This is a genomic window from Deltaproteobacteria bacterium PRO3 (assembly GCA_030263375.1).
Lineage (GTDB): Bacteria > UBA10199 > UBA10199 > DSSB01 > DSSB01 > DSSB01.
This window is the reverse complement of sequence record SZOV01000047.1, coordinates 1-25,671: the sequence shown is the minus strand read 5'-3', so window position 1 is coordinate 25,671 and position 25,671 is coordinate 1. Positions and strand designations below refer to the sequence as shown.

The 25,671-nt window shown below is 63.8% G+C and carries 26 protein-coding genes and 2 pseudogenes; 20 read left to right on the top strand and 8 right to left on the bottom strand.

Annotated elements, in window-relative coordinates; genetic code table 11:
* The 4 genes from FBR05_08865 to FBR05_08850 all read left to right on the top strand — a co-directional run.
* Positions 1-342, top strand: a 342-nt coding sequence (locus FBR05_08865; GenBank protein ID MDL1872304.1) for an adenylyl-sulfate kinase, incomplete at its 5' end; no start/stop codon positions are given.
* A gap of 82 nt (positions 343-424) precedes the next feature.
* Positions 425-1,183 carry a phosphoadenylyl-sulfate reductase gene (locus FBR05_08860; GenBank protein ID MDL1872303.1) on the top strand — a complete coding sequence of 253 codons (759 nt, stop codon included), beginning with the start codon at positions 425-427 and terminating at the stop codon, positions 1,181-1,183.
* 1 nt (position 1,184) lies between these two features.
* Complete coding sequence (locus FBR05_08855) at positions 1,185-1,994, top strand: 3'(2'),5'-bisphosphate nucleotidase CysQ (GenBank protein ID MDL1872302.1); 810 nt, start codon at positions 1,185-1,187, stop codon at positions 1,992-1,994.
* 88 nt (positions 1,995-2,082) lie between these two features.
* Entirely contained in the window at positions 2,083-2,463 is a 381-nt protein-coding gene (locus FBR05_08850; protein ID MDL1872301.1) for a hotdog fold thioesterase, read from the top strand.
* Positions 2,464-2,471: 8 nt separating this feature from the next.
* On the opposite strand, the gene mscL is transcribed toward FBR05_08850, so the two are convergent.
* The 3 genes and pseudogenes from mscL to FBR05_08835 all read right to left on the bottom strand — a co-directional run bounded on the left by mscL (position 2,472) and on the right by FBR05_08835 (position 4,502).
* Positions 2,472-2,918: a large conductance mechanosensitive channel protein MscL gene (mscL, locus tag FBR05_08845; GenBank protein MDL1872300.1), complete on the bottom strand. Its 447-nt coding sequence runs from the start codon at positions 2,916-2,918 to the stop codon at positions 2,472-2,474.
* A 76-nt stretch (positions 2,919-2,994) separates the two neighbouring features.
* A complete protein-coding gene (locus tag FBR05_08840; GenBank protein MDL1872299.1) occupies positions 2,995-4,047 on the bottom strand; it encodes a hypothetical protein in 1,053 nt (350 codons plus the stop codon).
* Between the two features lie 247 nt (positions 4,048-4,294).
* Positions 4,295-4,502 (bottom strand): annotated as a pseudogene (locus FBR05_08835) (hypothetical protein).
* A gap of 165 nt (positions 4,503-4,667) precedes the next feature.
* Between FBR05_08835 and FBR05_08830 the strand changes: the two are divergent.
* On the top strand, positions 4,668-5,213 hold the full coding sequence (locus FBR05_08830; GenBank protein ID MDL1872298.1) for a YqgE/AlgH family protein: 546 nt from the start codon (positions 4,668-4,670) through the stop codon (positions 5,211-5,213).
* Between the two features lie 18 nt (positions 5,214-5,231).
* On the opposite strand, the gene FBR05_08825 is transcribed toward FBR05_08830, so the two are convergent.
* Positions 5,232-6,020 (bottom strand): cyclase family protein, encoded by a 789-nt coding sequence (locus tag FBR05_08825; protein ID MDL1872297.1) that lies wholly within the window; start codon positions 6,018-6,020, stop codon positions 5,232-5,234.
* Positions 6,021-6,113: 93 nt separating this feature from the next.
* On the opposite strand from FBR05_08825, the gene FBR05_08820 reads away from it, so the two are divergent.
* From FBR05_08820 to FBR05_08775, 10 genes are all read left to right on the top strand, one after another.
* Positions 6,114-6,302, top strand: coding sequence for a hypothetical protein (locus tag FBR05_08820; protein ID MDL1872296.1), 189 nt, complete (start codon positions 6,114-6,116; stop codon positions 6,300-6,302).
* A 79-nt stretch (positions 6,303-6,381) separates the two neighbouring features.
* Positions 6,382-8,343: an AsmA family protein gene (locus tag FBR05_08815; GenBank protein ID MDL1872295.1), complete on the top strand. Its 1,962-nt coding sequence runs from the start codon at positions 6,382-6,384 to the stop codon at positions 8,341-8,343.
* Positions 8,344-8,387: 44 nt separating this feature from the next.
* Positions 8,388-9,548 carry a tRNA guanosine(34) transglycosylase Tgt gene (gene tgt / locus FBR05_08810; protein ID MDL1872294.1) on the top strand — a complete coding sequence of 387 codons (1,161 nt, stop codon included), beginning with the start codon at positions 8,388-8,390 and terminating at the stop codon, positions 9,546-9,548.
* 34 nt (positions 9,549-9,582) lie between these two features.
* Complete coding sequence (gene yajC / locus FBR05_08805) at positions 9,583-9,933, top strand: preprotein translocase subunit YajC (protein MDL1872293.1); 351 nt, start codon at positions 9,583-9,585, stop codon at positions 9,931-9,933.
* A 9-nt stretch (positions 9,934-9,942) separates the two neighbouring features.
* The gene (gene secD / locus FBR05_08800; GenBank protein MDL1872292.1) at positions 9,943-11,886 is read left to right on the top strand and encodes a protein translocase subunit SecD; all 1,944 of its coding nucleotides are present in this window, start codon (positions 9,943-9,945) and stop codon (positions 11,884-11,886) included.
* Between the two features lie 3 nt (positions 11,887-11,889).
* On the top strand, positions 11,890-12,819 hold the full coding sequence (gene secF, locus FBR05_08795; GenBank protein ID MDL1872291.1) for a protein translocase subunit SecF: 930 nt from the start codon (positions 11,890-11,892) through the stop codon (positions 12,817-12,819).
* Positions 12,820-12,868: 49 nt separating this feature from the next.
* Positions 12,869-14,587, top strand: a complete 1,719-nt coding sequence (gene recJ / locus FBR05_08790; protein MDL1872290.1) for a single-stranded-DNA-specific exonuclease RecJ — start codon at positions 12,869-12,871, stop codon at positions 14,585-14,587.
* Between the two features lie 81 nt (positions 14,588-14,668).
* Positions 14,669-15,235, top strand: a complete 567-nt coding sequence (locus FBR05_08785) for a hypothetical protein (GenBank protein ID MDL1872289.1) — start codon at positions 14,669-14,671, stop codon at positions 15,233-15,235.
* A 114-nt stretch (positions 15,236-15,349) separates the two neighbouring features.
* Positions 15,350-16,291: an ArsA family ATPase gene (locus FBR05_08780; GenBank protein ID MDL1872288.1), complete on the top strand. Its 942-nt coding sequence runs from the start codon at positions 15,350-15,352 to the stop codon at positions 16,289-16,291.
* Positions 16,288-17,418, top strand: a complete 1,131-nt coding sequence (locus FBR05_08775) for an ArsA family ATPase (protein MDL1872287.1) — start codon at positions 16,288-16,290, stop codon at positions 17,416-17,418. The genes FBR05_08780 and FBR05_08775 overlap by 4 nt, the downstream gene beginning before the upstream one ends.
* A 177-nt stretch (positions 17,419-17,595) precedes the next feature.
* On the opposite strand, the gene FBR05_08770 is transcribed toward FBR05_08775, so the two are convergent.
* Positions 17,596-17,964, bottom strand: a complete 369-nt coding sequence (locus FBR05_08770; GenBank protein ID MDL1872286.1) for a TIGR02266 family protein — start codon at positions 17,962-17,964, stop codon at positions 17,596-17,598.
* A gap of 69 nt (positions 17,965-18,033) precedes the next feature.
* A complete protein-coding gene (locus FBR05_08765) occupies positions 18,034-18,819 on the bottom strand; it encodes a carbon-nitrogen family hydrolase (protein ID MDL1872285.1) in 786 nt (261 codons plus the stop codon).
* 83 nt (positions 18,820-18,902) lie between these two features.
* On the opposite strand from FBR05_08765, the gene pal reads away from it, so the two are divergent.
* The 4 genes from pal (at position 18,903) to rsmA (ending at position 22,325) form a co-directional block, all read left to right on the top strand.
* Positions 18,903-19,352, top strand: coding sequence for a peptidoglycan-associated lipoprotein Pal (gene pal / locus FBR05_08760; protein ID MDL1872284.1), 450 nt, complete (start codon positions 18,903-18,905; stop codon positions 19,350-19,352).
* A gap of 111 nt (positions 19,353-19,463) precedes the next feature.
* A complete protein-coding gene (gene ybgF, locus FBR05_08755; GenBank protein MDL1872283.1) occupies positions 19,464-20,510 on the top strand; it encodes a tol-pal system protein YbgF in 1,047 nt (348 codons plus the stop codon).
* Between the two features lie 16 nt (positions 20,511-20,526).
* On the top strand, positions 20,527-21,522 hold the full coding sequence (gene tsaD / locus FBR05_08750; protein ID MDL1872282.1) for a tRNA (adenosine(37)-N6)-threonylcarbamoyltransferase complex transferase subunit TsaD: 996 nt from the start codon (positions 20,527-20,529) through the stop codon (positions 21,520-21,522).
* A complete protein-coding gene (rsmA, locus tag FBR05_08745; protein MDL1872281.1) occupies positions 21,264-22,325 on the top strand; it encodes a ribosomal RNA small subunit methyltransferase A in 1,062 nt (353 codons plus the stop codon). The genes tsaD and rsmA overlap by 259 nt, the downstream gene beginning before the upstream one ends.
* Here rsmA and FBR05_08740 read toward each other — a convergent pair.
* The gene (locus FBR05_08740) at positions 22,294-22,710 is read right to left on the bottom strand and encodes a hypothetical protein (GenBank protein ID MDL1872280.1); all 417 of its coding nucleotides are present in this window, start codon (positions 22,708-22,710) and stop codon (positions 22,294-22,296) included. The genes rsmA and FBR05_08740 overlap by 32 nt on opposite strands.
* 961 nt (positions 22,711-23,671) lie before the next feature.
* Positions 23,672-23,773 (bottom strand): annotated as a pseudogene (locus tag FBR05_08735) (dicarboxylate/amino acid:cation symporter).
* A 995-nt stretch (positions 23,774-24,768) separates the two neighbouring features.
* Here FBR05_08735 and FBR05_08730 point away from each other — a divergent pair.
* A partial coding sequence (locus FBR05_08730) for a serine/threonine protein kinase (GenBank protein ID MDL1872279.1) occupies positions 24,769-25,671 on the top strand: 903 nt, incomplete at its 3' end.

Genomic DNA, 25,671 nt, shown 5'->3' with positions numbered 1-25,671 from the left:
AAGCTGTTCTGCGAGGCCAATGTGGTCACCCTGACCGCCTTCATCTCCCCCTACAAGGCCGACCGCGACCTGGCCCGAAAGCTCGTCCCCGCCGGCCAGTTCTTCGAGATTTTCTGCGACGCCGGCCTCGAGGTCTGCGAGCAGCGCGACCCCAAGGGCCTCTACAAGAAGGCACGCGCCGGCGAGATCCCCGAGTTCACCGGCATCTCGGCCCCCTACGAGTCGCCCGACAAGCCGGAGCTGGTCCTCAAGACCGGCCAGGAGACGCTGGAAGAGAGCACGCGGCACGTCTTGGCTTTGCTGGCCGAGCGTGGGATCATCTCCTTCGAGCGCTCGAAGTAGGTTCGAGGCGCGGAATGCCCGGGCCTGATTTCTTCGCGATCCCTGGCTGGTCGGAGCGTTGCAAAATTCCGAGACGTCCCTTATGGCGAAAGAAGCGATCAACGAAGCCCTGATCCAATCCCTCGAACCGATCCAAGACCCCCAGGCCCTGATCGGCGAGCTCTTCCGCCGCTTCGGCGACCGCGCCGCGATCGGCACCAGCGGGCAGCTGACCGGCGTGGTAATGGTCGACCTGGCGGTGAAGGCCGGCCTCAAGCCGCGCGTCTTCACTATCGACACCCTCCGCCTCTTTCCCGAGACCTACGAGCTCTTCGACGCCCTCGAGCGGAAATATTCCCTGAAGGTCGAAAAGATCCAGCCCGATCCGGAAAAGCTTAAGGCCATGCTGCGCGAGCACGGCGAGTTCCTCTTCTTCGACAGCAAAGAAAAGCAAGAGCTTTGCTGCCACCTGCGCAAGGTCGAGCCCAACGAGCGCGTGCTCGGGACCCTCGATGTCTGGCTGACGGGGCTGCGCGCCGACCAGTCGAAGGCCCGCGCCGCCACCGGCCGCTTCGAGATCATCCCCCACGGCCCCGAGCGGCGCCCCATCCTCAAGGTGGCGCCCCTGGTCGACTGGACCGAAGAGCGCCTGCGCCGCTACTGCGAGGATAACGGCGTCCCGGTGCACAAGCTGCTCTTCTGGGAGCAAGACGGTTGGCGCTACGAGTCGCTGGGCTGCGTGATCTGCACCACGCCGATCGGTCCCTTCGAGCCGCGCCGCGCCGGCCGCTGGCGTTGGTTCAACGGTCAGGACGACGACAAGGAATGCGGCCTGCACGTCGTGAAAAAAGACGAGGTCTGATTTGGAAAACTACTCCGACTGGCTGGCGACGGCCGAGGGGCTGGCTCTGGAGGCTTCCCGGGCCGTCATGGGATTCCTCGGCGGCCCTTTGACCACCGAGCGCAAGGCCGACCAGTCCCCCGTCACCGAGGCCGATCTCGCCTCCGACAAAATCCTGCGCGAGGGCCTGCGAAAAAATTTCCCCCGTCATGCGGTGCTCACCGAAGAGAACGGCCTCAGCGGGCAGGAGGACTCCGACTACGTCTGGTTGATCGATCCCCTCGACGGCACCAAGGCCTTCGCCAAGGGCATCCCGGGTTTTTGCGTCATGGTCGGCCTGCTGAAGTCCGGCCGGCCGATGCTCGGCGTGGTTGTCGACCCGCTGGAAGGGCGCGTCTACCGCGCGATTCGCGGGCAGGGGGCCAGCCACAGCCGGGGCGGCAAGACCGAGGCCTTGCGCGTCTCCGCGCGCCGCGAGCCGACCGAAATGCCCTGGGTTGTATCCACTGGCTTTCCGGAGGCGCCGTTGGCGCGGGCGCAAGCCCTGCTGCCGGGCCGATTGTTGCCGCCGATCAACAGCGTGGGCATCAAGGTGGGGCTCTTGGCGCGGCAAGAGGCCGACATCTACCTCAACCACCACCCCGTCAGCTATTGGGATACCGCGGCGCCCTCGCTGATCCTCGAGGAGGCGGGCGGGTGCTTTACGGCGCTCGACGGCCGTCCTTTGGATTACGCGCTGCGGCTCCCTTTCGGCCACGGCGTGAAGACCCTGGCCAGCAACGGCCCGCTTCATGACGAGCTGGTTCGGCGCCTTGCCGGGGTATTCGACTGAGGGATTCCGGTTTTACGGTTCCATCGGGCCGCGGTGATTTTTTCAAGGAGCCTCTATGGGAGAACTCGATCCAAAATTTCGCGCCGGCATGAAAAACACCATGGCCGAGGCCTTAGGCATGGAGCTGGTCGAGGCCAAGCCCGGCCGCGTGGTGATCACCATGCCGGTCGACCACCGCACGCACCAGCCCTACGGCCTCCTGCACGGCGGGGCCTCGGTCGCCTTGGCCGAGACGGCGGCCAGCCTGGGCGGATGGCTCCTGGTCGCCAACGAAGGCAAGGTTGTCGTCGGCCAGGAGATCAACGCCAACCACCTGCGCTCGGTGCGCTCCGGCAAGGTGAAAGCGATCGGCGAGGTCATTCACCAAGGGAAGACCTCGCAGGTCTGGGAAACCAAGATCTACGACGAACAAGACCGGTTGGTCTGCATCTCGCGCTGCACCCTCGCGGTGATCGAGCCCCGAGCCTGAGGGCCGGCTCAGGCCGCCTTCAAATCGGAGGTGCAGGCCGGGCAGCGAGTCGCGGCCGGCGCGATGCCGGTCTGACAATAGGGGCAGGTCTTCGTGGCGGGGGCGGCCTCCTGCTGCCGCCGCAGCCGGTTGATCGCCTTCACCAAAAGAAATACCGAGAAGGCGATGATCGCAAAGCTCACCATGACGTTGATGAAAGAGCCGTAATTCAAGGTGACGGCCCCGGCCTTTTTCGCCTCGGCCAGCGAGGCGTAGGGCCCCGGCGGATTGCCGGGGTTGAGCATCAGGAAGAGATTGCTGAAATCCATCTTCCCCAGGATCATGCCGATGGGCGGCATGATGAGGTCGTCGACCAGGCTGGTGACGATCTTGCCGAAGGCCGCGCCGATCACGACGCCGACCGCCAGGTCGATGGCGTTGCCCTTGACGGCGAATTCCCGGAATTCCTTCAAGATGGCCATGATTCCTCCCGCGAAAGGATTCAAAAGAATTTTGGAATAGGGAAAATGTAAGGATTCGGGCCGGGGAAGTCTAGAAAAATGACAGCAGGAGCTGCAGCATCCCGGCGGAGAAGAGCGGGATCACGAAATTGTCGTCGAGCCGGGGCAGCACGCGCTCCGAGACCGCCCCGATCAGTCCGGCCAAGGGGGCGAAGAGCCACAGCGGGCCTTGGAAGGCGGGATTCAGGACGGGATAGAGCAGGCTGAGCAGGGCGCAGACCGCGAAAAAGGCCAGCGTGCCCTCCAGGCTGAAGCGTTGTCCCAGGCGATGGCGTCCCCAGTGCACGCCCACGATGGAGGCCAGCGAATCGCCAAGTCCCAAGAACAACACCGCCAAGATGGCCGTCGCCTTCGGAAAGAGCAGGCAGACGAGGAAGGTGGAGATGGCGTAGAAGGTCATCGAGTTGAGGTGGTTCACCTCGCGCTGCCGCATGTATTTTTGCAGGTCCTTGACGACCTGGGCGTTGAATTTCGGCCACAGCAACCGGCTTACGTCGCAGACCAAGGCCAAGCCGGTGAAGCAACCGAAGACGGTCATCTTCACGGAGAATTCCACCGGGATGAAGAGGTAGATCGAGACGATGATCAAGGCGGCCAGAATGTGCCAGATCTTACGCGGCCACTGCACCACCTGCGGTTGCCCCAGGCCCTCGAGGCGGTCGATCAGGATGGCGTCCGCCGCGTGCGCGAAGGCGGCGCGGAGATCGACGCCCTTCAATTCTTCTTTGAGGCGTATGGCGGTGGGGACGATTTGGGCGAGGCGCCGCTTCCAATCCCCGAAGTCGCTCTCGCGGAAGCGCTCACCCAGCGCCTGCACCAGGAGCTGGGCCTGAGCCCCGATGCGCTCGAGGTGGGGGCCGGCCGCCGACTCTTGAAGGGCGGCCTTCGCCGACCACTGGCGGAAACGCGCGATCTCTTCCTGAACGGAGTCCTGCAGGGCGGAAAAACGCCGCAGCGCCCGGCGGAGCGAGGAGTCTTTGGATTGCTTGGAAAAGTCCACCGCCGAGGCGTGAAGCCGTTCGAGCACCTCGAGCAGCCGGTTCTGGCGTACGGAAAATTCTAGGAGGAGTTCGGAACCTTGCATAAGACGCGGCGAGCCATAATCGAAAGGAAGGCTCTTGTCGAGGGGCAAAAAAAACCCCGGTCGCCAGCGACCGGGGTTTTTGATTTCTTTGCCGATTCGGCCTTAAACTACATCTCGCAGCCGTAGGCGGCGAGGGCGGTCTTGGAGGCCTCCATCGCCTGCTTGCAGGCGCCGGCCAAGGCTCCCTTGGTGGCCTCGTTGGCGGCCAATTCTTTCCAGGAGGCGCGGGTCTTCTCGAAGGCCTCCTTCAGGGCGCCGCGCGCCATCTCGGGGACCTTGTCGCCGATGCACTTCTCGTACTTGGCGATGTAGTCGTCGCACTCCGGAACGCCGATGCTGTCGCCGGTCGCGGCGGGCTTGGCGTCGCCGGTCGTGGTGGTCGCGGCGGGGGTCGTGGTCGAGGTTTCCTGCTTCTTTTCCTTGCTGCAGGCGCCCAACGCGAGGGTCACCAGCATCAGAGCTGCAAATAGTGTTGCGCTTTTCTTCACATCAGCCTCCTTGGCAGATAAGGTTTTTAGAAAGGTCGAACCCAGGCGCCCTTTTTACGCAAGGCCGATTCAGGAAGCAATCGAAATTTCACTATGGTTTTTGCGGGTTTTTCGATTTAATTTCCGGTCTCTATGGACCCGTTTTCCCCCATCCTCCTGATCGCGGTGCCGCAGCTGGGCGACCCGAATTTCTTTCACGGCCTCGTCCTGCTGCTTCAGCACGACAAGGAGGGAGCCTTCGGCCTGGTCCTGAACCGTCCCAGCGGTCTCAAGCTGGGGGATTTTGCGCAAGACCAGGAGCTGCCTTGTCACGAGGCCCTGACGGGCCTGACGGTCTTCCAAGGCGGGCCCGTCGAGCTGGAGCGCGGCTGGATCCTGCACCGCGATCCCAGCCTGGGCGAGAGCCAGACGATCCTACCCGGCCTCTACCTGAGCGGAGGGATGGACACCTTGAAGAAGCTGCTCCTCGGCGGCCGCGAATCCTTCCGCTTCTACCTCGGCTACGCCGGTTGGGGGGCGGGCCAGTTGGAGGCGGAGCTGCGGGAGGGGGCCTGGATCACCGTGGCCGCCGAGGCTCGTTACGTCTTGGACACGCCCCCGGACCGGGCCTGGGACCTTGTCCTACGCGACTTGGGAGTGGATCCGGCTAGCCTCGTGCTCGGCCGCGGGCTTCATTGAATCAAAAATAATTCCCACTCAGGGCAGAATCGCGACGGCGCGCAGCGGGGCGCCGCTGCCCCCGCGGATCTTCATCGGCAGGGCGAGGACCTCGAAGCCCTTTTCAGGAAGCGCCTCCAAGGCCGCCAGGTTCTCGAAGGCCGGGACGTTCCGCGCGGCAAGTACCCGATGGGTCTCGAAGGTCTTCGAGCGTCCGCGATCGATGCTGGCGGTGTCCAGCCCCACCGCCTTGACCCGCCGCTGCTCCACCAGCCACCGCGCGGCCTCGGGGCCCAAGCCGGGGAAGCTCAGCTTGGCCACGGCCTGCGGGCCGCGCTCGTCGGTGCCCAAGTAGGCCCGGCGATCCGGCCAAAATTTTCCGAAGCCGGTGCGCAGCAGGACGATGGCTCCTTCGGGGATGGCGCCGTGCCGCGCTTCCCAGGCCTTCAGGTCGGCGACGCGCACCTCGTAATCGCGGTCCGCCGCGCAGGCGGCCGAGACGTCGACGAGCACCGCCGGTCCCTGCAACTTCGAGAGCGGGATTTGGTCCACTGTCAGGCCGATTTCCGAAAAGTGCCGCGGGGCGTCCAGATGGGTGCCGCCGTGCTCGGGGCTGGAAAACTTGTTCGCCGCGTAAAAGTAGCCCTTTTCGGTCTTCCCCGCGAATTCCTGCTCCAGGACGAAGCCGGTCTCGGTAGGCCAGTATATCGTCTCGGCGTCGAGGGCATGGGTCAGGTCGACGATCTTTTGGGGCTCTGCGTCAAGATTCATGGTGCCTGCCAGGTTTAACACGAGCGCCGTTAAAAGGCAGCATCTCCACCTTGTCATGGGGCTCCCTCCCTCGTTATCATTATAATTGTGCGGGCTTCCTTCATTCTGGCGCCGGCACGGGAAGAGGGGAAGGATTTTTCCGGAGGGAGTATGGGAATACTTAAAGTTTTCCTGATCCTGGGAGTGGGGGTTTTCTTGTGCGGAGGCGCCCCGGCGCTCCTTGGGCCCCAAGCCCCCGCGACGGCCGCCCAGGAGGACGAAAAGAAGGACGACAGCTCGGGACGCTGGGAAGGGGTGGCCATGGCCCGCCTCGAGGTCCCTTCCATAAATAATCCGTGACCGTTTCCGCAGCGCTACCGTCCCAAGGACTTAAGCAATCCATTGCCTTGAGGCGGCGTTTGAATTAGGTCACGGACCCATGCGGAGAAATAAAATAGCCCTCGCCTTCGTCTCCCTGGCGGCGCTCTTCGCCGTCGGTCTCGTTTCCGTCTTCGCCTATCTCTCCTACCGCGTCCGCGACATCAAGACGCCGCTGCTCAACTTCCTCAAGAGCCAGATTGCGGGCGAGCTGCGGATCGGCGATGCCGAGGTGACCTTCATGCCGCCGGGCATCGACCTGAAGGACATCCAGCTCTACGCGCCGGGCGAAGCCCAGCCCGCCGCCACGATCGGCGACGCCGAGCTGCGCTTCAACCTCATGCCGCTCGTGCGCAAGAAGATCGAGGCCCGGCTCACCATCGAAAAGCCCCAGATCCTCCTGACGCGGGGCAAGGATGGCAAGACCAATATGGAGCGGATCTTCGCCCCGCTGATCTCCGGCGAGGCCGAGAAAAAAGCCGCGGCCTCGGTCAATCCGCTCGACGAGTTTTGGTGGAAGAAGATCGCCGTCGACCGGCTGCGGATCGAGGACGCGCAATTTCGCGCGACCCAAGAGGGGCGCGAGGAAGTCACCGAGCTGAAGAACCTCAGCGTCGAGGCCGACCACATCCGCTTCGACGGCGGCGGCAAGCCCGCCAAGCTCAAGATCCGTTACCAGATGCCGCAGGTCAGCGAGCGGCCGATGGAACTGGGCACGCAGATGGCCTTCGACGAGGCCAGCCAGGGCATCCGCCTGAGCGAGGGGGCCTTCACCTGGGGCGACCTGCGGCTGGACTTCGGCGGGCAGGCGCTCTTGCCGGCCGCCGAACGCAAGGACATCCTCCTGGACTTGAACTTCGCGGCCGAGAAGATCGATCTCAAGAAACTCGGCAAAATGTTGAAAGAGCCCCTGCCGGCCGACGGCATTCTCACGGTGAAAGGAACGGTGAAGGGCACCGCCTTCGCCCCGGTGATACAGGCGACGCTCGATTCCCCGGCGCTGACCGTCTCGGGCAAGACGCTCTCCGGCTTTCATGCCGAGCTGCTCAAAAAAGAAAAGCCGATCGAGATCCAAACGGCAACCTTCGGCATCTACGGCGGCAGCGTGGCGATCAGCGGCGAGGCCCTCCCGGGGCCGGCGACCTCGGCCAACGTCAACGTCGCGCTCAAGTCCCTCAGCCTGGCCGCCGCCTCCGGAAAAAAGGGGAACCCCGCCCGATTGAGCGGCAACTTGAAGCTCTCCAGCCCCAACGTCGCCAAGCCCTATTCCTTCAGCGGCGGCGGCAATATCTCCGTCGGTCCCTTCCCCTTGCCGGTCGTTGATCTAAAGAGCAAGGTGAAGGTCGCCGAGATCCTCGCGGCGGGGACCGCGGCGGGACAGATGATCAATGTCGGGATGCTCTCCTCCAGCGCCAACGTGATCGGCACCCAGATCGACCAAGTCAACGCCGCGGTCCGGATCGCGGGAAACAACGTCACACTGGCCCCCTTCAATATGGGCAACGGGCACTTCACCGCCTCGGGCAACGCGACCATCGCCCAGCAAAAAAGCATCAACGGCGGGGGCACCTTTCACCTCAATCCCGGCGTGACCGCGCGCCTCATCCCCGACAAAATGCTGCGCGGCGCGGTGACGGGCGGGAAGGGCGGGCTCTCGGTGCCCTTCTCGATCAGCGGGCCCCTCGAGGACCCGAACATCAGCGTTGACAGCGGCTACCTCAAGGGTCTGGTCGCCAAGGCCACGGCGATGGGCCTGAAAAACATGCTGATGGGCGGGATCAAGCCCGACGCCATGCTGAACCAGGCCCTCAAGGGCACGCCGCTCGGCGATCCGAAAAATCCCCTCAGCCAGATCCTCGGCGGCGGCGCGACGACGCAGAACACCCAAAACACGCAGCCGCGCACCGCGACGACCACGACCCGCCGCACGAGCAGCCAAACCCAAGGCACCCAGACGACGACCCGCCAACGCCGCAACGAAAACCTCCAGCGCGGGATCGAGGGCCTCCTTTTCGGGAAATAATTCGGGCTTGAGGCCCGCCGGGAAAGCGGGTAGCAGGCCCTCGCATGGCCTTCACCCTTTTGCAGAAAGACCCGGGTACCCGGGCGCGCCTCGGGCGCTACGAGACCGCGCACGGCGCCTTCGAGACGCCCGTCTTCATGCCGGTGGGCACCCAGGCCACCGTCAAGGCGATGCGCCCCGAGGAGCTCAAAGAGCTGGGCGCCTCGATCATCCTCGGCAACACCTACCACCTGTTTTTGCGCCCCGGACATCGCGTCATCGCGGAGCTGGGCGGTCTGCACCGCTTCATGAATTGGGACGGCCCCATCCTCACCGACAGCGGCGGCTACCAGGTCTTCTCGCTGGCCAAGATGTGCAAGCTGAGCGAGGCGGGCGTGCGGTTTCAGTCGCATCTGGACGGCGCCACGCATCTATTGACCCCGGAGCTGGCGATCGAGATCCAGGAGGCCCTGGGCAGCGACATCATGATGGTCCTGGACGAATGCCTGCCTTACCCCTCCGAGCGCGAGGCGGTGGCGAAGTCGCTGGGCCTGACGGTCGACTGGGCGCGGCGCTGCCTGGAGGCCAAGCGGCGCGAGGACAATTCCCTCTTCGCCATCGTCCAGGGCGGCGTCTATCCCGAGCTGAGGGCCGAGTGCGCGGAGCGCTTGCTGGAGCTGGAAACGCGGCCCGACGCCCAAGGGCTGAGGCGGCGTTTCGACGGCCTCGCGGTGGGCGGCCTCTCGGTCGGCGAGCCGATGCCGCTGGCCTACGACATTGTCGGCTCCCTCGAGCCGAAGCTCCCGGAGGACCGCCCGCGCTACCTGATGGGCGTGGGCATGCCCGAGGACATCGTGACCTGCATCGGCCTGGGCATCGACATGTTCGACTGCGTGGTGCCGACGCGTTCGGCCCGGCACGGCCTGCTGTTCACGCCCCGGGGCCGTCTGTACATCAAGCGGGCCGAATTCCTCCGCGACCCGCGCCCGATCGACGAGTCCTGCGCCTGCTACACCTGCAAAAATTACAGCCGGGCCTACCTGCGGCACTTAAGCCTGAGCAAGGAAGTTCTCTCCGCGGTGCTCAACACAATTCATAATTTACATTACTTTCTTAATCTGTTAACCCAGGCCCGCCTCGCCCTCCGGGCGGGCGATTACGCCGGATTTCAAAGGGATTTTTTCAACAAACTCCAGACAGGAGAAGCGCGTGTTCCTCAGCCGTAAAGCCAAATATTGGGCCCTGGCCCTCCTCCTCGGCATCCAAACCGTCCGGTCCTCCGCCTTCGCCCAGGCCCAGGGCGGCGCTGCCCAAGAGGGCGGGCCCGCGCAGACCTTCAGCTTCTTCCTCCCCCTGCTCTTGGTCTTCGGCATCTTTTATTTTCTGATCATCCGTCCCCAGCAGAAACAGGCCAAGAAGCACCAAGAAATGCTCAAGGGCATCGAAAAGGGGCAACAGGTCATCACCGTCGGCGGGATCCACGGCAAGGTGGTCGGCGTGGCCGACAACATCCTGACCCTCGAGATCGCCGACAACGTCAAGATCAAGGTCGAGCGCAGCGGCGTCCAGGCCCTGAAGGGCGAGCCCAAGGGCGAAGGAAAGGGCGAATAAGACCTCGTTATGACCTCCCGTTGGCGCTACCAAACCTATCTCGCCGTCTTCTTGACGCTGCTTTCCATTTACCTCTTGATTCCGTCGGTCTTGAACTTCGGCGCGGTGCGAGAGCGCGCCGAGAAGCAGGGCGAGGAGCTGCCCTGGTACTACAGCCTCTTCCCGGAGAAGCAGATCAACCTGGGTCTCGACCTGCAGGGCGGCATCTATCTCGAGCTCGAGGTCAACGTCGACGAGGCCCTGGTGCACCGTAGCGACATCATCGTCGGCGAGCTGGAGCGCTTCCTCAAGGACAAGGGCATCGCCTACCAGCGCGTGGCCGTCATTCCCAAGACCAGCACCCTGGAGATCTTTCTCAACAAGCCCGAAGACATGGGCGTCCTGCGCAACCACGTTCGCGACATCTACGGCAATTCCCTGAAAGAGCTGGAAAGCCCGCCCGTCGTCTCCTTGAAGCTGAAAGCGGAGGGCGAGGATGCCGTCGCCGCGAAATACCAAGAGATCCTGGCCTGGGCCAAGGCGCAGCCGAAGATCCTCGAGGTCGACCGCTTTCAAGACGTCGTGCAGATTTTGCCGGCCAAGAAGGACGAAGCCGAAGAAGTCGCCGCCGCCGTCCTGGCGCAATTCGGCGCCGACCTCGAGCGCTACCAGGCGCCCGCCGCCCTCTTCCTGGCGCAGAGTGAAGATTATCAGGCCCGCCTAAAAGAAGAGACCTTGAAGCAGGCCGTCGAGACCATCCGCAACCGCATCGACCGCCACGGCGTCGCCGAGCCCGACATCCGGCGCCTGGGCGACAACCGCGTCGTCGTCGAGCTGCCCGGCGTCAGCGACCCCGACCGCGCCATCGGCCTGGTGAAGCGGGCCGGCAAGCTCGAGTTCAAATTGGTCGACGAGACGATTCCCGAGGCCCAGGTTCAGACCCTGGTCGAGCAGGCCCGCAGCGAGAACAAGCTGCCCTCGGGTTTCAGCGAAGAGGTGGTGATCAAGCTCAACGAGGCCTTGAAGGGCAAGCTGCCGGCCGACTCCGAGATCGCCTTCGAGGTCGCCTACGACCCCGTGACCAAAAAGATCGCGGGCGGGACGCCGTATCTGCTCAAGCGCAAGGTCGAGGTCTCGGGCGAGATGCTGCGCAACGCCCAGGTGAGCGTGCAGAACAACGAGCCCTACGTCAGCCTGTCCTTCGATCCCGCCGGCACCAAGGCCTTCGCCGACCTGACGGCCGCCAACGTCGGCAAGCGGCTCGCCATCATCTTGGACGGCACCGTCAGCAAGGCGCCGCAGATCAAGAGCGCCATCCCCAGCGGCGAGGCGCAGATCACCTTGGGTTTCGGCGATTACCAGGCCCTGCTCCGCGAGGCCGAGGACCTGGTCGTCGTGCTCCGCGAGGGCGCGCTGCCCGCCAGCCTCAAAGAGGCGACCAAGACGGTGATCGGCCCTTCGCTCGGCAAAAGCTCGATCGACCGCGGCTTCAAGGCGACCCTCTTGGCGGCCGCAGTCGTCATGGTCTTCATGGCGGTCTACTACAAATGGTCCGGCGTGTTGGCGGACTTCGCCGTGGTGCTGAACGTCCTGTTCATCTTCGCGGCCCTTACGCTGTTCGGGGCCACCTTGACTTTGCCCGGCGTGGCGGCCATCGTCTTGACCATCGGCATGGCGGTCGACGCCAACGTTGTCATCCTCGAGCGCATCAAAGAAGAGCTCGCCGCCGGCAAGACCGTCAAGGCCGCCGTCGACGCGGGTTATTCCAACGCCATTCGCGCGGTCTTGGACGCGAACATCACCACCTTTCTCTCGGGCGTGGTGCTGTACCAGTTCGGCACCGGACCGGTGCGTGGTTTCGCGGTCACTTTGATGATCGGTATTCTGACGACCCTCTACTCGGCGGTGGTCATCACCCGGTTGGTTTACGACTACGTCTTGAGCCGACGCGAAGTGAAGAAATTGAGCCTGTAGCCTATGACGCGACTGAAAAAAGAAATTCCGTTCATGAAATACCGATGGCTGATGCTCATCGTCTCGATGGCGATCGTGGCGGCGGGCTTGGCGGCGGTGGCCGTGAAGGGCCTCAATTTCGGCACCGACTTCACAGGTGGCCTGAAATTCATCTATCAATTCCAAAACTCCGTCAACGAGGGCGCCTTGACCGACGCCCTGAGGCAGGCCGGCCTGAGCCACGTGGTGGTGCAGCGCTTCGGCGAGGCCAAGGCGAACACCTTCATCGTCAAAAGCGAGCAGATCGAGGGATTGGAGGAAGGTTTCTCCAGGCCCTTCAACCAGGCCTTCGAGAAGACCTTCGGCGCCGGCAGCTTCCAGATGCTGCAAGAGGAGTTCGTGGGGCCCAAGGTCGGTAAAGAATTGCGCACCAAGGGCCTTTACGCGGTGCTTTGGGCCTGGGTGATCATGCTGATCTACATCGGCTTCCGCTTCGATTTTTACTTCGCGCCCGGGGCCATCATTGCCCTGATCCACGACGTCCTGGTCGCCGTCGGCATCTTTGCCCTGTTGGGGCTTGAGGTCAACCTGACGGTCGTGGCGGCCATCCTCACCATCATCGGCTACTCGATCAACGACACGATCATCGTCTTCGACCGCATCCGCGAGGATCTGCAGAAACACAAGGGGATGGGCCTGGTCGAGGTCGTCAACAAGAGCATCAACGAGACCTTGAGCCGCACCATCATTACGTCGCTGACCGTCTTCTTCGTCGTGACCGTTTTGTATTTCCGCACCGACGGAGACATCAAGAATTTCGCCTTCGCGATGATGATCGGCGTCATCACCGGCAGTTACTCCTCGATCTCGATCGCCTCGCCCGTCTTCATCTTCCTCAAGCAGCACGGGCACCGTTTTGGCCTGGGCAAGGGCGCCGCGGGAGCGAAGGCCTAAGTTCCATTTTCTCCTCGACTCGACGAGGCGTCCTTTGCAAAAGCGCTGGCTGCTCCAATCCTGCGACGAAGGCATCGCCCGCCATCTGGAGGGGCAACTAGGCGTCTCGCCGATCCTGGCCCGCCTCCTGGCGCAGCGGAATATCCGCGACGTCGAGGCGGCCGAGCGATTTCTGCAGCCCTCCCTGGCCCACCTCCCCGAGCCCGAACTATTGCTCGGCATGGACAAGGCCGTCGCCCGGTTGCTGCGCGCCCTGCGCGACAAGGAAAAGATCGTCGTTTACGGAGATTACGACGTCGACGGGACGACCGCGACGGCCCTGCTGACGGAGTTTTTTCAGGACTTGGGCGCCGAGGTCGACTACTACATCCCGCACCGCCTGAGCGAGGGCTACAGCCTCAACGCCGGGGCCTTAAAGAAAATCCGCGAGCAGGGCGCCAAGGTCGTGATTACGGTCGACAACGGGATCAGCGCCGTCGCCGAGGCCGAAGTGGCCCGCGATCTCGGTCTGGATCTGATCGTCACCGACCACCACGAGGTTCCGCCCCGCCTCCCGGAGGCCTTCGCGATCCTCAATCCCAAGCAGGCCGGGGACGCCTTTCCCGGCAAGGAATTGGCGGGCGTCGGCGTCGCCTTTTATCTTTTGATCGCCCTGCGCAAGGCCCTGCGCGAGGCGGGCCTGCTGGGCGACCGCGAGCCCAACCTGCGCCGCGCCCTTGACCTGGTCGCCGTCGGCACTGTCGCCGATATGGCGCCCTTGAAGGGAGTCAACCGCATATTGGTGCGCGAGGGTTTGAAAGTCTTAAGTCGCACCTCGCGGCCCGGACTGAAGGCCTTGAAGGAAGTCGCGGGCGTGGACGGCGAGGTGAGCGCGGACCAAGTGGGCTTTCGCCTCGGCCCCCGCATCAACGCGGTGGGCCGCCTGGACGATGCCGCCTTCGGCGTCAAGCTGCTGCTCTCGCGCAGCGAGGCGGAGGCCCTGGAGCTGGCGCGGCGCCTCGACCGCGCCAACGCCGAGCGCCAGGACTTGGAAGACGAAATCGCCCGCGAGGCCTGCGCCCGGGTCGAGGCCGAGCGGCTCTTCGAGCGCCGCCGCAGCCTGGTGCTGTTCCACGAGGATTGGCATCCCGGCGTCGTCGGCATCGTGGCCAGCCGCCTGGTCGAAAAATACTACCTGCCGTCCATCGTGCTCTCCCGCGACAAAGACGGGCTGAAGGGCTCGGCACGTTCGATCCGCAATCTCAACCTGGTCGAGACGCTGCACGACTGCGGCGAGCACCTAAGCAAGTTCGGCGGGCATTTTTACGCCGCGGGCCTCTCCTTGGCGCGCGAGCGCTTGGAGGCCTTTTCCGAGGCCTTCGACGCCGCGGTTCGTTCCCGCCTCAAGGACGAGGACTTCCAGCCCGCGCTCAAGTTGGATGCCGATTCTCGCTTGGCCGCGATCGACGCCGCCTTGCTCGAGGAAATCCGCCGTCTCGAGCCCTTCGGCCTGGGAAACCCGGAGCCGGTACTCCGCCTCACGGGCCTGCGGGTCCGCGAGAGCCGTATCGTTGGCGAGAAGCACCTGCGCCTGAGGGTGGGGGAGGGGAAGGCGGCCTTCGGGGCGATCGGCTTTCGCTTGGCCGAAAAGCTGCCGGCCTTGGACAGCGAGGTCGACGTCGCTTGCGTCCCCGGATGGAACGAATGGAATGGAAGTAAAAACATACAGTTACGTCTTATCGACCTGCGCCCTTCCGAATCTAACGCATCGCGTAAAAAAGAGTATTGACAGGGTTGACGCGCCGTGTTAGCGCTGACTCACGATTGACGGGTGAGCGGTTTTCAATCTTCAAATTGGAGGGAGTATCCAATGTCGAAAAAAGCAGCCAAGAAAAAGCTTCCAAAGGCTCGAAAGGTCCCCGCAGTGTCCAACGCCAAGCACGCCATTGCGCAAAAATTCGAAGACATCAATCGCGTCGTCAATCGACTCGAGTCCGAGGTCGAGGTGCTGTTCAAGAAAATCGTGAAAAAGGGAGAACGCTCCGGACGCGAATTGCGTAGAAGCTTCGACGACTTGCTCGCCTGGGTGAAGTCGGGCGACTTGGTTTCCCTGGCCTCCGAAAAACGCGACGACGTCGAGCGCGAGGTGCGCCGGCTGGCCGAAGAGGTGATCAGTTCGGTGAAAGAGGTCGAGCTGCTCTCCCGCAAGGTGAACCTCGGCGGCGTCTTCAAGCAAGTTCGCAAGAATTTAGGAAACATCGTCGACCAGCTCGGCGATAACGACTTGGTCCAAAAGGCCAAGCTGACCCTGGGTCAAACCAAGAAAGAATTGCTGGGCATCCTCAGCATCCCGACCCAAGACGAAGTGGTCAAACTCGAGAAGAAGATCGTCAGCCTCGAGAAGCGACTCAGCCACCTGACCCGCAAGGCGGCTTAAGACGCGAAAAAAAAGAGCTTACCTCCCTCGAAAAAGGGCTTGCTCCGAAAGGGGCGGCCCTTTTTTGTTTTTTCATAACTTGCCACAGGGACGAAAATTTAGGATGCCATCGGCATGACCGGGACCTGGGAATTAAACGGATTGCTGCAGCGCCGTCTCTGGATCGTCACCGGGAAGGGCGGCGTCGGCAAAACCACGGTGGCCGCGGCCTTGGGGCTCTTGGCCGCGAGGCAGGGGCTCAAGGTGCTGATGGTCGAGACGCACGGCCTCACTCACCTGGCCGAGCTCTTCGAGGCCGAGGGCGTGGGCTATGAGCCCAAGGCCTTCAAGAACGGCCTCTCCCTGGCCCGCATCGACCCTGAGCCGGCCTTTCAGGAATACGTCCTGCGCCAGGTCAAGTTCGAATTCCTCTACAACGCCGTCTTCAACAACAAGTATGTCCGGCATTTCATCGACGCCGCGCCCGGCCTGGCCGAGCTGCTGACCATCGGCAAGATCTGGGCCTTCGTCGAGGACGAGGCGCGGCGCGGAAAAAAACCGCTCTTCGACCTGGTCATCGTCGACGCGCCTTCCACCGGCCACAGCCTCTCGCTGCTCACGGTCCCGCAGGTCGTGGTCGATGCGGTCCGCGTCGGCCCGCTGAAGAACAACGCGCAGCAGATTCTCGCGCTGATCCGCGACCCGCAGAAGACCCTGACCTGGCTGGTGACTTTGCCCGAGGAAATGCCCGTCAACGAGGCGGTCGAGATGGACGAAAAGCTCGAGCGTCAGGCGAAGGTCGGAGTCGGGCCCGTCCTGCTCAACTCACTCTGGCCCGAGGTCCTCGGCGCCGACTCGCTGCAGGATCTGAAGAAGGCGAAGGTTGAGAACCCCATGCTGCATTTATACCGACAGCGCGCCGAGCAGAGCGCCTTCTACCGCGACCGCCTGCGCGAGCGCCTGCCGGGACGCCAGGTCCTGGACCTGCCTTTGGTCTACCAGACCAAGCAGCCGGTCCGGATCGCCGAATCCTTGAGCGAGTCGATTCGCGCCCAGCTGACGGGGGTGCGGCCATGAGCCCGGAGGCGAAAAAGGGCGCCCTGCACGGCCTGTTGGAACGCAAGAAGGTCCTGATCTGCTGCGGCTCGGGAGGTGTCGGCAAGACGACGACCTCCGCGGCCCTGGCCCTCTATGCCGCGTCCATGGGCTACAAGACCATCGTCCTGACCATCGACCCGGCGAAGCGCCTCGCCAATTCCTTGGGGATTCAGAAGATCGACTTCCAAGAGAAGGAAATCCCCAAGGCCGAGCTGAGGCGCGCCGGCATCGAGCCGAAGGCGCCGCTCTTCGCGATGATGCTGGACACCACGCGGACCTTCGCCGCCCTGCTCCTCAAGTATGCGCCCAGCGAGGAGAAGGCCCAGGTCATCCTGCAGAACAAGCTCTACCAGCACCTCTCCAACATGATCGCCGGTTCCCAGGAGTACATGGCGATGGAGAAACTCTACGAGGTCGTGCAGGAGCGCGACTACGATTTGGTCGTCCTCGACACGCCGCCCTCGCGCCACGCCCTAGATTTTCTCGACGCCCCAACCAAAATGAGCGCCATGGTCGGCGACAGCGTGATGAAGTGGTTCCTCAAGCCCTCGCTCTTCGTCAGCAAGAGTTCGCTGCAGCTGCTGGACCGCTCGGTGAAGCGGGTCTTCAGGACCTTCGACAAGGTGGCGGGCTTCGAGTTCCTGCAGGACCTCTCCCAGATGCTGGTCTCGGTCTCGGGCCTGCTGGAGGGCTTCCAGGACCGCGCGCAGAAGGTCGAGCTCTTGCTGCACGACAAGGACACCGGCTTTCTGCTGGTGGCCGCGCCGCAGCCGATTCCGCTGCGCGAGGCGGAGTACTTCTACCGCAAGATCCAGGACAACGCGCTGCCCTTCGCCGGCTTCATCTTCAACCGCGTCCAGGTCCTGCCGGAGGCGGGCAAGCCGCTCCCGGAGGGCCTCAAGGCCAAGACCCGCTCGGAGTACCAGGAGATGGCCTACCTCTTCAAAAGCCTCGCCCAGCGCGACGAGGCCGAGATCGAGGCTTTTCAGAGTCGGATGGAGTTCTCCCGCCACGGCTTCGTCTTCAAGGTCATGCCGCAGCTGGAGCGGGACATCCACGACCTTGATGGCCTCTATGAGCTGGGGCGGAAGTTGTTCCAGGCTTAATAAGGGGTCGAAATCCTGCATTCATTTTTGATGGGTCCTGTCCGGTCTGCACCCCCAACGTGCTCGCAAGCGGCGCTGCGGATTTTGCCAATCGCCAAGTAGTCCATAGGCCCCCCCGCCCGGCCACCCATCAAAAATGAATGCAGGATTTCGAATTGATTAATATGCTGGAAGGGTTCAGGACCCGGCTTGGTTGATGAAGTCCTGAATCAGCTCGCGGTCCAGCGGATGGATGTAGACGAAGCGAATGCCGATCCCCACCTTGCCCTGTCCCGCCTCGTTTTGGTCGCGCATGACCCGCACCACCTCACCGGTGGCCTGGATCGGACGGGCCTTCGGGGTCAGGCTGAAGCGCAGGAAGACCTGGGTCCCCAGCTTGACGGGGATGTCCGACTCGAGGAAGAGCCCGCCCGCGCTGATGTCCGTCGAGAAGAAATACAGCACGCCCTCGCTGTCCTCGTTCTCGAAGACGACCTGGGTGCGGATCGGGCGCCTCGGGTAGAGGCGTTTTTCCTTTTTGGTCTTCGCGTTCATACACGCATCCATCGGCCCCCGCGGGACATGCAAAGGTCCGAGTGTAACAGGGGCGGGGGTGCCTCGACCACCTTCTTTTTATTATCCCAGGACCCGGCTCTTCAGGAAGGGATAACGCCGGCGCACGCGCTCCACCGCACCAAGTTCGAGCTCCAGGCTCAAGACCCCCGGCCGCGCCCCCATCTCGGCCAGCTTTTCCCCCCACGGGCCGAAGACCGCGGAGTGTCCGCCGTAGACGACGGGCTTCTCGTGGCGGCCCGGCCCCACCTTGTTGAGGCCCACCATAAAACACTGATTTTCGATGGCCCGCGCCTTGAGGAGAGAAAGAAAGTGATCGAGGCGGTCCCGCGGCCAAGCGCTGGGGACGAAGATGAGGCGGACGCCTTTTTTCGAGAGCCGCCGAAACAGCTCGGGGAAGCGCAGGTCGTAGCAGACGGCCAGGCCGATCCTGCCCCAAGGACTCCGGAAGGAGACCACCCGGCGGCCGGGGCTGAAGTGCCGGTGCTCGCCGCCGAATTCGAAGAGGTGAATCTTGCGGTAAGCGGCCAGGGTCTCGCCGCGCGGTCCGATCGCATAGGCCTGGTTGTAGGCGCGGCCGCGGGCGAGCTCGAGCATGGAGCCGACGAGGGTGCAGCGAAAGCGCCGGGCATAGTCGCGCAGCCACTCGCGGCAGGCGGCGTTCTCCTCCGTCAAGCGGCCCCGCTCGGCCAGGGAAAATCCCGAGGGCCACATCTCCGGAAAGACCAGGACGTCGCCCGCCCGGGCGCGAATTCCCCCAAGGAGCTCTTGCAATTTTGCGAGTGTCGCGAGGGGCCACCCGGCGACGGTGGCGCATTGGACGAGATGGAGGCGCATTTTTTCTTTCATGATATTCCTTGACCCCCTGAGACCGGTTTTTTAAATTAAACCTTTTAGATCCGTGCATCCAAGGAAAATGGAGGATCCAAGCCATGAAATTTCAACACAAAATCCTGACCCTGGCCCTGACCGCTGGGTTGGCCCTGTTCGGGGCCGCCTGCCAAAAGAAGGGCCCGGTCTCCTCGGGCGACGGCGTCGACCTGATCAACGTCCCCCTCGAGTCGATCCACTTCGACTTCGACAAATATAACATCCGCCCCGACGCCCAGCAGAAGCTCGCCAGCCATTCGGAGTGGTTGAAGGCCAATCCCAACGTCAACATCATCATCGAGGGAAACACCGACGAGTGGGGCACCGAAGAATACAACCTCGCCCTGGGCGAGCGCCGGGCCATGGCCGCGAAGAACTACTTGGTCAACCTCGGCGTTTCCGCCGACCGGATGAACACCATCAGCTACGGCGAGAGCCGACCGGTGAATCCCGAGCACAATCAAGCGGCTTGGGCGCAAAATCGCCGCGACGACTTCAAGGGGCGACGCTAGGCCTTTCGTCTTGCCGACCGGCCGTAAATTAAATAAAACCACAGGGACCCGCCCGATGCGTATAGTCCCTGTGGTTTTTTTTCGCCCTCGGGCAAATGGAGGCCCAAATTCATGAAAAATCATGGACTTAACAAATATACGATCGCCGGAGGCATGGCGCTGGCTGCCTTGTTTGGGCTGGGGATTGCGGCACGGCCGGTCCAGGCGGCCACCCTGGCCGAACTGAATCAAAAGGTCGACCACCTCGTCGCCACCAACCAAAAAAATTACCAAGACGTGGCCCGCGCCATGAACGCGCTGACCGAGGTGCAGCAGGAATTCCGCCTCATCAAGGGGCAGCTCGACAGCTCGCAGTACATCATGAAAGAATCCGATCGCGTCTACCAAGACCTTGACCAGCGCGTCTCCTCGCTGGAAGACAAGATCGGCCAGCTCCACAACCTTCTGAAGGACATCAACCTCAAGCTGAGCGGCGCCCCCGAGGCCCCCAAGGCGCCGGGCGCGGCGGTCAACCCCGCCGAGCTGCAAGAGTTCCAGTCGCTGCTCAACGTCGCCAACGCCCGCGACTACCGCAACGCCGCCTCGGGCTTCATGGGCTTTTTGCGCAAGTACCCCAAGAGCGAGTACGCGGGCAGCGCCCAGTACTGGGTGGCCGAGTCCTTCTACTCGCTGGGCGACTACGCGAAGGCGATCAGCGAATTTCAGGCGCTCTCCGAAAAATACCCGCAGCACCCGCGCGTCAAGGAGGGTGTTTACAAACAGGGGATGTCCTTTATGAAGCTGAACAAGAACGCCGAGGCGAAGCTATTTTTCCAAAAGGTGATCGCGACCTATCCGAATTCCGCGGAGGCCTTCCAGGCCAAGGGCCGTTTGGCCCGGCTGGAGGAGTTGGAGCACAAGTCGCCCGCCCTGGCGCTGGGCGGCGGCTCCGAACCGAAGGCGCCGCCGACGCCCCCGGCGACCGGCGAGCCGGTCTACAAGCCGATCATGAAACCACACCCCATGCCGCGCGCGCCCCTGCCGCCGCCGCCCAGCGGCCAGCCCACGTCGCCGACCTCACCGCCGACGCCGACGGCTCCGAAGCCGGAACCCGCGCCCAGCGCCCCGGCCCCCGAAGTTCCGCCGGCGACGCATGAGTCCGGCGCGCCCTTGTTCTAAATTGGAATAGGATCGCATGTTAGTCCTCGGCATCGAATCTTCCTGCGACGACTTGTCCATGTCGCTCGTCGACGAGGGGCGGGTGTTCGCCAATGTCACCGCGACCCAGACCCTTGACCACGCGCCCTTCGGCGGCGTCGTCCCCGAGATCGCCTCGCGCCGCCACCTCGAGTCCCTCGAGCCGACCCTCGAGCTGGCCCTTCAGAAGGCGGGACGCGGCCTCGATGCGGTCGAGGGCGTCGCCGCGACCTTCGCGCCGGGCTTGGTGGGCTCGCTCTTGGTGGGGCTCAACTTCGCCAAGGCCCTGGCCTACGCGCGGGGCCTGCCCTTCCGCGGCGTTCACCACATCGAGGGCCACCTTTGGAGCGCCTTCCTCGAAAACGAGGAGCGCTATCCCTTCCTCGCGCTGGCGGTCTCCGGGGGACACACGCATCTCTATTACGTGCGAGCCTTCGGCGATTACGAGATCCTCGGCCACACCGTCGACGACGCGGCCGGCGAGGCCTTCGACAAGGTCGCCAAGCGCATGGGGCTGGGCTTCCCGGGAGGCCCCGCCGTCGAGCGCCTGGCGCGGGAGGGCGACGCCAAGGCCTTCGACTTCGCGGTGCCGCAGGTGAAGGGACGCCCCCTGCACACCAGCTTCAGCGGGATGAAGACGGCGGCGATGGAATTTTTGGAAGGCCCCGCGCGGGGCCGCGCCGCGGACCTCGCGGCCTCCTTTCAGCGCGGGGTGGTCCGCGCCCTGACGGCGGTGTGCCGCCGTGCCCTCGAGGCGCGCCCCGCCCGGCAGCTGGTCGTGGCCGGCGGCGTCGCCTGCAACGGGCCGCTGCGCTCGGCCCTGGCCGAACTGGCCGCCGAGCGCGGCGTCGACCTCGTCCTGCCCGCGCCCAAGTACTGCATGGACAACGGCGCGATGATCGCCTTCGTCGGCGAGCGCTACCTCCGCGCGGGGCGTTCCCATCCGCTCACGCTCAACGCCCAGGCCCGGCTCCCGCTCGGAGTCGCTCCTTGAGCCCGAAGAAATCCCTCGGCCAACACTTCCTCCACCGCCAAGCCGTGATTCAGCGCATCCTGCGGGCCCTCGACCCGAAGGCGGAAGACCATGTCCTCGAGATCGGCCCCGGGCGCGGCGCCCTGACCTTGCCGCTGGCCGAGCGGGTCGGCCGCCTCCTGCTCGTCGAGAAGGACCGCGAGCTGGCCGCCTGGCTGCGGGAGCGCTTGGCCGGATTTCCGGTGGAGGTGCTCGAGGGGGATTTTCTGGAGCTGGATTGGCGCGAGGTGGAGGCGCGGTTGGGATCTAACTTGAAGATCGTCTCGAATCTTCCCTACAACGTCGGCACCGCCATCTTCACCAAGCTGCTGCGGGCGACCGCGCCGGGGACCGAGATGGTCTTGATGTTCCAAAAGGAAGTGGGCGAGCGTCTCACGGCCAAACCGGCGTCGAAGGCCTACGGCTCGCTGAGCGTCTTCACGCAGCTCGCCGCCGAGTGCCGGACGGTCTGCGTCGTGTCGCCCTCGGCCTTTAGGCCGCCGCCGAAGGTGGAAAGCCTGGTCTTGAGGTTTCGCAAGCGGGAGGCGCCGCTCCTGCCGCAGGAGCAGTGGGAATATTTCGAGGTCTGCCTGCATGACGGCTTTGCGCAGCGCCGCAAGATGCTGCGGCAGAATTTACGCGCCTTCTTCGGCCATGCGAGCGCCGCGGAGGTGGAGGCGCGGCTGGCCGCGACGGGCGCCAAGCCTCAGGCCCGCGCCGAAGAGCTGAGCGTGGAGCAGTGGACGGCCCTGTTCAAGGCACGATCAGCGTCACCGCCGGACTGAACTCGCCGTTCACCTCTTGCCGGATATCGATGCGCTCGCCGCTGGCCCCGTCGATCAGCAGATTGAAGGCGCCCTGGTTGTCGGCCGGGACCTCGACGAAGAAGGTCTGGGCGTGGGCACTGCGGATCAGCAGCTCCTTGAGCCAAGTGAAGGGGCCGACTTGGTCGACGTTTTGGGCCTGGACGTTGGCGTTGGGCTGCGCCGCGCCGGGCGCGCCAGTGATGGACACCGCGCCCGTAGGGCTGGGGGGGCTGATGGTCATCAGTTGCGTGACCGGCGCCGGGATCGAGGCGGGCGGCGCGCCACCGCCGCCGCAGCCGGGGCCGAAGAGTGCGGCGCTGGAAATAAGGAACAAGGCGCTGATTAGTGTCAGGAATTTTTTCATAGACCCTCGCTTGGGTTGCGATTTTTCGGGAACGGCTCCTTTATAAACCTAATTTCCCCCGCCTCCAATAAAAAAGGCCCTCCCTTGCGGGAGGGCCCGGGGACCTGGGCGGCATTTAGTACAGGGCGCCGCTATGGGTTGGAGTGTAGGTGTAGCCGGTGAACGTCGTGGGTCCCTGGATGGGCCCCGGATTCAGCGGGCTGACGTAGGGCGTTCCGATGCTGGGCTGTTGGAACTCCTCGGGATGCGGCTCCTCCTGCCTCTCGAAGTACTTGGCGTCGTAGAGGTCGAGGAAGGTGTTCACCTCGAAGAAGACGTCGAAGAAGCTGTCGACCGCGAGCTGCTCCTCGAAGGAGTGCGGCTCGGTCATGTCGTAGCAGGTGTCTGGGTACCAGTCGTACTCGTTCGGGATGCCGTCGCCGTCGTCGTCGATCCCGGGGATGAACTCCTTCGGACAGGGATCGCACTCGTAGTAGGTCGTGACGATCTTGATCACGTTGCCCACCACGACGACCGTGCTCTTGCTCACCGAGCCCGAGGTGTCCCCGTAGGAACCGGTCTCGCTGATTCCGCCGTCGGCCGAGCTTCCGCCGCCGCCGGGGGTTTCGTTGGTGTGGACCTTCCAGCCCACCACGCGGCAGTTCTTGCAGCGCGAGGGGTCCTTGGCGATCTGCGGGGGCTCGCAGCACTCGATCTTGGGCGCGGGCTCGCACTTCTTCACCTTCACCTTGACGGTGATGTGATAGGTGCAGCCGTCCTCGACCACGGTGAGGCTGACCGTCGCCTCGCCTTCCTCGCCGCCCTTGATCGTGACGTTGGCCTCGTTCACCTCGACCGAGGCGACGCTGGAGTCGCTGCTGGTCGCCGTCACCGAGTCAGGGGCAAAGCCGCCGACTAAGGCTAAGAAGGTGCGGGACTGGCCCTTGCAGAGCGTGACGCCGTAGGTCTTCCAGAACTCGCAGCCGCCACCGCCGCCTCCGCCACCACCTCCGCCACCACCGCCACCGCCGCCCGGGGGCCACGGGGGAGGAGGCGGTGGAGGGGGACCACCGCCGCCACCGCCCTTGTCATCCGGGAGGATCAAGGCGACATGATCGGTGAGGAAATAGTCCTCCGTCTCGCCCTTCTCGAACTCGCCGCGGCCGTCCCATCCCATCGGATAGGCGCTGAGGTCGATGGGAGCATCGGTCAGGGTGAGGCGGATCCAGATCGGGTTGGTGTCGACGCAACCAAGGAAGTCGGGCGTCGTGATCGGCATCGTGGTGCCCGGCGTCACGTCGACCGGCAGGTTCTTTACGGGGTGCTCCTCGGCGCCGTTGGCGTCGGTGCCATTCCACTCGCCGTCCTTGTTGCAGTCCATCAGGACGTTCACGTAGCGGGTCTTCTTGGGGGCGCCGGCGGCGACCGAGACGAGGAAGCTTAAGTTATTGGTGGCTCCCGGAGCGAGCATCGTCGTGAGCAGGCCGTCGTCGCGCTTGTCGAAGTCGCTGGCTCCGCTCGGCTCGTCGATGTTCTGCACGCCGTCCGAGTCCATCGGGTCGACGGCGTCGTCCTCCGCGCTGACCGACAGCGAGCCGTCGGCATTCAGCGGGCCGAAGGCGGAGTCGCTCAAGTCGAGGTGATGGGCGCCGTTTTCCGAATCGCGGCTCGGAAAGTTGGCCGTGATCCCCGAGGCGTAACCGCTGGGGAGACCGTCGGGGGCGTCGCCGAAATCGGCGTTGAGGCCGAAGCCGAAGAAGCCTCCGTCGCCGCTGCTACAGCCCGAAAGCCAGGCCTGGCCCAGGATCATTCCCAGGGCCAAGACCCGGCGGGCCTTTTGGAATGGGTTTTTTTTCTGCATATCGATCCTCCGATTTGGGGGTTTGGGTACTTCTAGGGAGGAGATATGCAGTTTTGGGTCCAAATTATTAATTATTTGAATTTATTAATTATTTTATAAATCTTCACAGCAGATTCCGAAAAACAATTATCTATTTTTCAAACAAAAATCCGTTAATTTAATATTTTTGAAATTCAAACAAATGTTTACTTTTCAAAAAATCGGCCTAAGCTACAGCTATGCCCCAGCCAGTGTCGATCGACGGCCGCTACCGGGTGCAGCGCCCCCTGGGGGAGGGTCTGACCGGCGAGGTCTTCCTCGTGGAGTCCGCCGAGGGCCGCTTCGCCCTGAAGCTGCTCAAGCCCTTCGCCGACCGCGGCCTCGAGGCCGAGCTGGTCCGCGCCTTCAAGTTCGAATTCGCCTTCCTCAAGGACCTTCGCCACCCCAACGTGGTGCGCATCGCGGACTTCGGCTTCGACGAGGCCCTGCGCCGCTTTTACTTCACCGAGGAATTTCTCGAGGGCCGGCCGATCCCGGAATTCGCCCGCGGCCGGTCTCCTGAGGAGATCGCGGAGCTCTTTCTCCAAGCGATCCGCGGCCTGCAGGCGATCCACCGCGCCCACCTCCTGCACGGCGACATCAAGGGCAACAACCTCTTGGTGGTGACGGAGGACGGCACGCCGCGCGTCAAGCTGATCGATCTGGGGCTCGCCGACCCGCGCTTCGCGGCGAGCGGCGGGACGCCGGCGACGATGGCGCCGGAGAAGATTCTCAAGGAGCCGGCCGACGAGCGCTCGGACCTCTACGCCCTGGGAGTCGTCTTCTACCAACTCTTCGCTGGAAAAAATCCCTTCGCGCAAAAGACGCTGCAGGAAACTTATGAGGCGCATCTGACCCTCAAGCCGGCGAAGCTGAGCCTGGCGAACCCGAAGGTCCCCGCCTATTGGAACGAGATCTTTGAGACCCTGCTGGAGAAAAACCCCGCCCACCGCTACCGCGACGCCGCCGAGCTCTTGGCCGCCATCGGCTTCGCCCGGCCCGGCAAGGACGGCGAGGCACGGCCTAGGCCCTGGCGGCTGGAGCGCTGGATCGGCAGGGAGGGCCTGCTCGCCGAATGGACGGAAAAAATCCGCGCCGCCCTG